At 69.1% G+C, this 4523-nt stretch carries 6 protein-coding genes and 1 pseudogene; 3 read left to right on the top strand and 4 right to left on the bottom strand.

Annotated elements, in window-relative coordinates; all coding sequences use genetic code 11:
* A partial coding sequence (locus ACXAID_RS27135) for an Acg family FMN-binding oxidoreductase (protein WP_475025273.1) occupies window positions 1-743 on the top strand: 743 nt, incomplete at its 5' end.
* Between the two features lie 12 nt (window positions 744-755).
* Here the strand turns inward: ACXAID_RS27135 and ACXAID_RS27130 are convergent.
* Window positions 756-2108: an L-serine ammonia-lyase gene (locus ACXAID_RS27130; protein WP_475025272.1), complete on the bottom strand. Its 1353-nt coding sequence runs from the start codon at window positions 2106-2108 to the stop codon at window positions 756-758.
* Between the two features lie 17 nt (window positions 2109-2125).
* The gene (gene cwsA, locus ACXAID_RS27125) at window positions 2126-2560 is read right to left on the bottom strand and encodes a cell wall synthesis protein CwsA (RefSeq protein ID WP_475025271.1); all 435 of its coding nucleotides are present in this window, start codon (window positions 2558-2560) and stop codon (window positions 2126-2128) included.
* Window positions 2561-2666: 106 nt separating this feature from the next.
* Between cwsA and ACXAID_RS27120 the strand changes: the two genes are divergently transcribed.
* The gene (locus tag ACXAID_RS27120; protein WP_475025270.1) at window positions 2667-3194 is read left to right on the top strand and encodes a peptidylprolyl isomerase; all 528 of its coding nucleotides are present in this window, start codon (window positions 2667-2669) and stop codon (window positions 3192-3194) included.
* Between the two features lie 49 nt (window positions 3195-3243).
* Here the strand turns inward: ACXAID_RS27120 and ACXAID_RS27115 are convergent, their stop codons facing one another.
* Both ACXAID_RS27115 and crgA read right to left on the bottom strand, forming a co-directional pair.
* A complete protein-coding gene (locus tag ACXAID_RS27115; protein WP_475025269.1) occupies window positions 3244-3672 on the bottom strand; it encodes a PH domain-containing protein in 429 nt (142 codons plus the stop codon).
* Window positions 3673-3821: 149 nt separating this feature from the next.
* Complete coding sequence (crgA, locus tag ACXAID_RS27110) at window positions 3822-4103, bottom strand: cell division protein CrgA (RefSeq protein WP_475025268.1); 282 nt, start codon at window positions 4101-4103, stop codon at window positions 3822-3824.
* A gap of 110 nt (window positions 4104-4213) precedes the next feature.
* Here crgA and ACXAID_RS27105 point away from each other — a divergent pair.
* Window positions 4214-4523: pseudogene (locus tag ACXAID_RS27105) on the top strand (DUF881 domain-containing protein); the annotation flags it as partial.

The raw sequence follows: 4523 nt of genomic DNA, 5'->3' as shown, positions 1-4523 counted from the left end.
GGGCCACCGCGGTGCAGCGCTGGCCGGACCAGACCGATCCGCAACACCTGGCGTCGATCGGCTTTGCGCCCCAGCCGGCGGTGACCGATGATCAGCGCTGCCGCGCCGGGGCGATCCGGCGCCGACGGACCGACCGGTTGCCGTTGGCGGCGCCGCCGCACTGGGACACAGTCGGCCCGGGACTGCGCAGCGCGGTCGGCGACGAGGACGTGTTCATCGATGTGATCGCCGACGACGCCGTCCATCAGGTGGTCGGGGCCGCCCAGATCAGTGAGACACTGCGGCTCTACGACTCGTCGTATCACGCCGAACTGAACTGGTGGACAGCGCCGTTCGGCACCGACGACGGTATCCCCGCCAGCTCGCTGGTTTCGGCCGCCGAGAGCGACCGGGTCGAGATCGGCCGCAACTTCCCCGTCACCGCCCTGCCGGAACGTCGCACGGCGCTGGCCGAAGACCGGTCGAAGATCGTGGTGCTCTCGACCGGTGACGACGCCGCGGCCACCGTGCTGCGTTGCGGGGAGGCGCTGTCGGCGGTGCTGCTGGAGTGCACGCTGGCGGGCCTGGCCACCTGCACACTGACCCACATCACCGAGGTGAGCACCAGCCGCGACGTTCTGAGCGCGCTGACCGCCCAGCCGCATCCGCAGCTGTTGATCCGGGTCGGGCAGGCGCCCGAGGGTGAACAGGCGCATCCCACGCCGCGCCGGCCGGTCACCGACGTGCTGCGCTACCGCATCTGAGGTGCCGGGCGCTCAGCATTCCACGACGTTGAGTGCGAGCCCGCCCAGCGAGGTCTCCTTGTATTTCTCGGCCATGTCGGCGCCGGTGTCGCGCATCGTCTTGATCGCGGTGTCCAGGCTGACGTGGTGGGTGCCGTCCCCGCGCAACGCCATCCGGGCAGCTGTGATGGCCTTGACCGAGGCGACGGCGTTGCGTTCGATGCACGGGATCTGCACCAGCCCGCTGACCGGGTCGCAGGTGAGCCCGAGGTTGTGTTCGATGCCGATCTCGGCGGCGTTCTCCACCTGGCTCGGTGTGCCGCCCAGCACTGCGGCCAGCCCGGCCGCCGCCATCGAGCAGGCCGAGCCGACCTCGCCCTGGCAGCCGACCTCCGCCCCGGAGATCGACGCGTTGGTCTTGAACAGCTGGCCGATGGCCGCCGCGGTGAGCAGAAACTCGATCACGCCGTCCTCGCAGGCCCCGGGCAGGAATCTCCAGTAGTAGTGCAGGACCGCGGGAATGATGCCGGCCGCGCCGTTGGTGGGGGCGGTGACCACCCGTCCGCCGCCGGCGTTCTCCTCGTTGACGGCCAGCGCGTACACCGTCACCCAGTCCATCGCGTACAGCGGATCGCTGGGGTCGGATTCCAGCGCCCGCGCCACCGCCGGGGCGCGGCGGCGGACCCGCAGCCCGCCGGGCAGCACCCCTTCGGCCGACAGCCCGTTGTCGACGCATTCGCGCATCACCGCCCAGATGTGCAGCAGGCCGTCGCGCAACCGGTCGCCGTGACCCAGCGCCTCCTCGTTGCGGGCGACGATCTCCGAGATTCGGCAGCCGGTGTCGTCGGCGAGTGCGACCAGTTCGTCACCGGTGGTGAACGGGTGGGGCACCACCACCTCGCCGGGCGAGGCGGACTCGCCTTCGGCGAGCACGAACCCGCCGCCCACCGAGTAGTAGACACCGCGCGCGAGCACCGCCCCGTCCTCGGCCAGCGCCGAGAACACCATGCCGTTGCTGTGAAACTCCATGGCGCGCAACGACAGGACGATGTCCTCGGGCGGGTCGAACGCGATGGTGTGTTCGCCTGCCAGGCACAGCAGGCGCTCGGCGCCGATGGTCTCGACCCGTGTGCGGGCCTCGGCGGGGTCGAGGGTCTCGGGTGCGAAACCCTCCAGCCCCAGCATCACCGCACCCGGGGTGCCGTGCCCGGCCCCGGTCGCGCCCAGCGACCCGTACAGCTCGGCACGTATCCGGCGGACCTGAGCCAACCGCTGTCCGGCGCCCAGCTCGTCGACGAAACGGCTCGCGGCACGCATCGGGCCCACGGTGTGTGAGCTCGAGGGCCCGATCCCGACGGAGAACAGGTCGAACACCGAGACGGTCATGAACGACGGTAACCGCGTCAGGGCTTGGGTGCGACCTCGACGCTGGGTTCCAGCGCGGACGGTTCGGGCTGCGACGAGCGGCGGATGATCACGAACGCCGCCGCTCCCCCGGCCACCACGACGGCGCCGATGCCGGCGTAGAGCAGGGTGCGGCGCCGGCGGCGGGGCTTGCGCGCAGTGCTCAGCGCCTCGGGCAGGTTGGCCACCACCTCCTGGGCCGCGGCGAGTTCGGCGGCGATGGTGTCCTGGGCGGCCTCGAGCTCGGCTTTGACCTGTTTGGCGAGTTGGCTGCGCCGATAACGGTCCTGCGCCCAGGACGCCGACGACCGCACCGAGTCGGCTCCGAGCCCCACCGCACCCAGGGTGACGTCGACGGGCCCGACCGTCGAGTACTTCAACCCGCGGCCCAACCGCTGACGGGGGGTCAGCCGGGGTTCGGTCTTGGAGCGCATATCCCACCTCTTCCACACCTGATGACGACGCCTCACAGCCTGCCATCTCTGCGAACGCCACGGTGCCCGGTTGGCCCTCAGAGCGGGCGTGGCACACTGACTTCCCGTGACGAGTCCCATTCAGACCGCGACCGCGACCCTGCACACCAACCGCGGCGACATCAAGATCGCATTGTTCGGAAACCACGCCCCCAAGACGGTGGCCAACTTCGTCGGCCTGGCCCAGGGCACCAAGGACTACAGCACCGAGAACGCCTCGGGCGGCTCGTCGGGGCCGTTCTACGACGGCGTGATCTTCCACCGGGTCATCGACGGGTTCATGATCCAGGGCGGTGACCCGACCGGGACCGGCCGCGGTGACGCCGGCTACAAGTTCGCCGACGAGTTCCATCCCGAGCTGCAGTTCGACAAGCCCTACCTGCTCGCGATGGCCAACGCCGGGCCGGGCACCAACGGCTCGCAGTTCTTCATCACGGTGACCCCGACGCCGCACCTGAACCGCCGGCACACCATCTTCGGTGAGGTCGTCGACGAGGAGTCGCAGAAGGTCGTCGACGCGATCGCCACCACACCCACCGACCGCGGCGACCGCCCGACCGAGCCGGTCGTCATCGAGTCGATCACCATTTCCTGAGCGATTTCGGTGTGGTTATCGCCGTGCAGCGGTGACAACCACACCGAAATCACCGGCTGCCGGGGGCGAAACCGGCCTCGGTGAGCGTGTCGAGGACGTGCAGCGGGTCGGTGCCGACGTCCCATCGGCTCAGCACCAGCAGCCGGTCGTCGGTGGTGTCGATCTCGAGCAGCCGGACTTTGCGCCCGATCCGGCGGAATTCGGTGATCCGGATCAGCGTGATGTCGGTTCTGCCCAGCCGCCGCTGCCGCCACCAGCCGCGGTAGACGAGTTGGTCGCCCTCGATTGCCAGCTTCGGTCGCGACAGCCAGGACATCACCGCAAACACGACCAGTCCGGCGGCGGCCAGGCCCACCAGAATCCGGCCCGGCACGTCTGTGACCAGCATCACTGTGCCCACGCCGAGGATCAGCCCGAGCGTTCCGCAGGCGATGATGCCGGCGGTGGGCGGGCTCCACGTAGTTTGCGCGGTGGACAACTCACACCCTCCTACCGCAAGAAACGGGGTTATCCACAAGCCCTATCCCCAATGGGGATGAATCACACCCGTGTTATCTGATGTCTGCTCGGTGACCCGGACGGAAACGGCGAGCGACGTAGATGAATGCATCCGCTCGGCGACGCAGGTCACCGCCACCGCATGGTGAGCAGCAGCCCGGTGATCATGAAGGCAAACGCGATCGCGTAGTTCCAGACGTTCAGATCGGCCATCCACTGCAGGAAGCTCGGTGCGTCCGGACCGCTGCCGGCCAGCTGGAACACGATCAGCCAGACCAGACCGAACAGCATCAGGCCGACGAACAGCACGACGAACCACATGCTGGACGGCCCGGCCTTGACCTTCACCGGTGTCCGGCTGACCGGGTTGATGGTGAAGTCGTTCTTCTTACGGACCTTGGACTTGGGCATGTGAACCTTCGGACGATCGGTGCGACTATGTGTTCAGGAGGACTGTGTAGGCAGCCTGTGTAGGCAAAGCCTAACGCAGCCACCGAACCGCTTGTTAGGAGACGAAACCGTTGGACGAGCCGACGCGTTCCCGCCGATCCGTCTGGCGGTTCGGGGTGCCGGTGGTGTGCGTGGCCGCCGGGTTGCTGCTCGGCGCCACGCACAGCGTCTCCGGGGGCGACGAGATCCGCCGCAGCGACGCACCGCGGCTGGTCGACCTGGTCCGGGACACCCAGAACTCGGTGGAGCGGCTGACCGCCGAACGCGATGCCGCCGCCGACGCCATCGGTAACCACCACGGGGGAACACCGTCCTCGGCGGCGGCGCTGCAGGCGATGACCGACCGGGCCGACGCGCTGGCCGCGGCCGCCGGGCTGACCC

Source organism: Mycobacterium sp. ABE4_509, from assembly GCF_056160785.1.
The sequence above is the reverse complement of the archived record's forward strand: the minus strand, read 5'-3'. Positions and strand labels throughout refer to the sequence as shown.

What these genes read in the sequence shown, in the direction of transcription:
- ACXAID_RS27130 (WP_475025272.1), bottom strand. Translation starts at nt 2,108, where the DNA reads ATGACCGTCTCGGTGTTCGACCTGTTCTCCGTCGGGATCGGGCCCTCG.
- cwsA (WP_475025271.1), bottom strand. Translation starts at nt 2,560, where the DNA reads ATGCGCTCCAAGACCGAACCCCGGCTGACCCCCCGTCAGCGGTTGGGC.
- crgA (WP_475025268.1), bottom strand. Translation starts at nt 4,103, where the DNA reads ATGCCCAAGTCCAAGGTCCGTAAGAAGAACGACTTCACCATCAACCCG.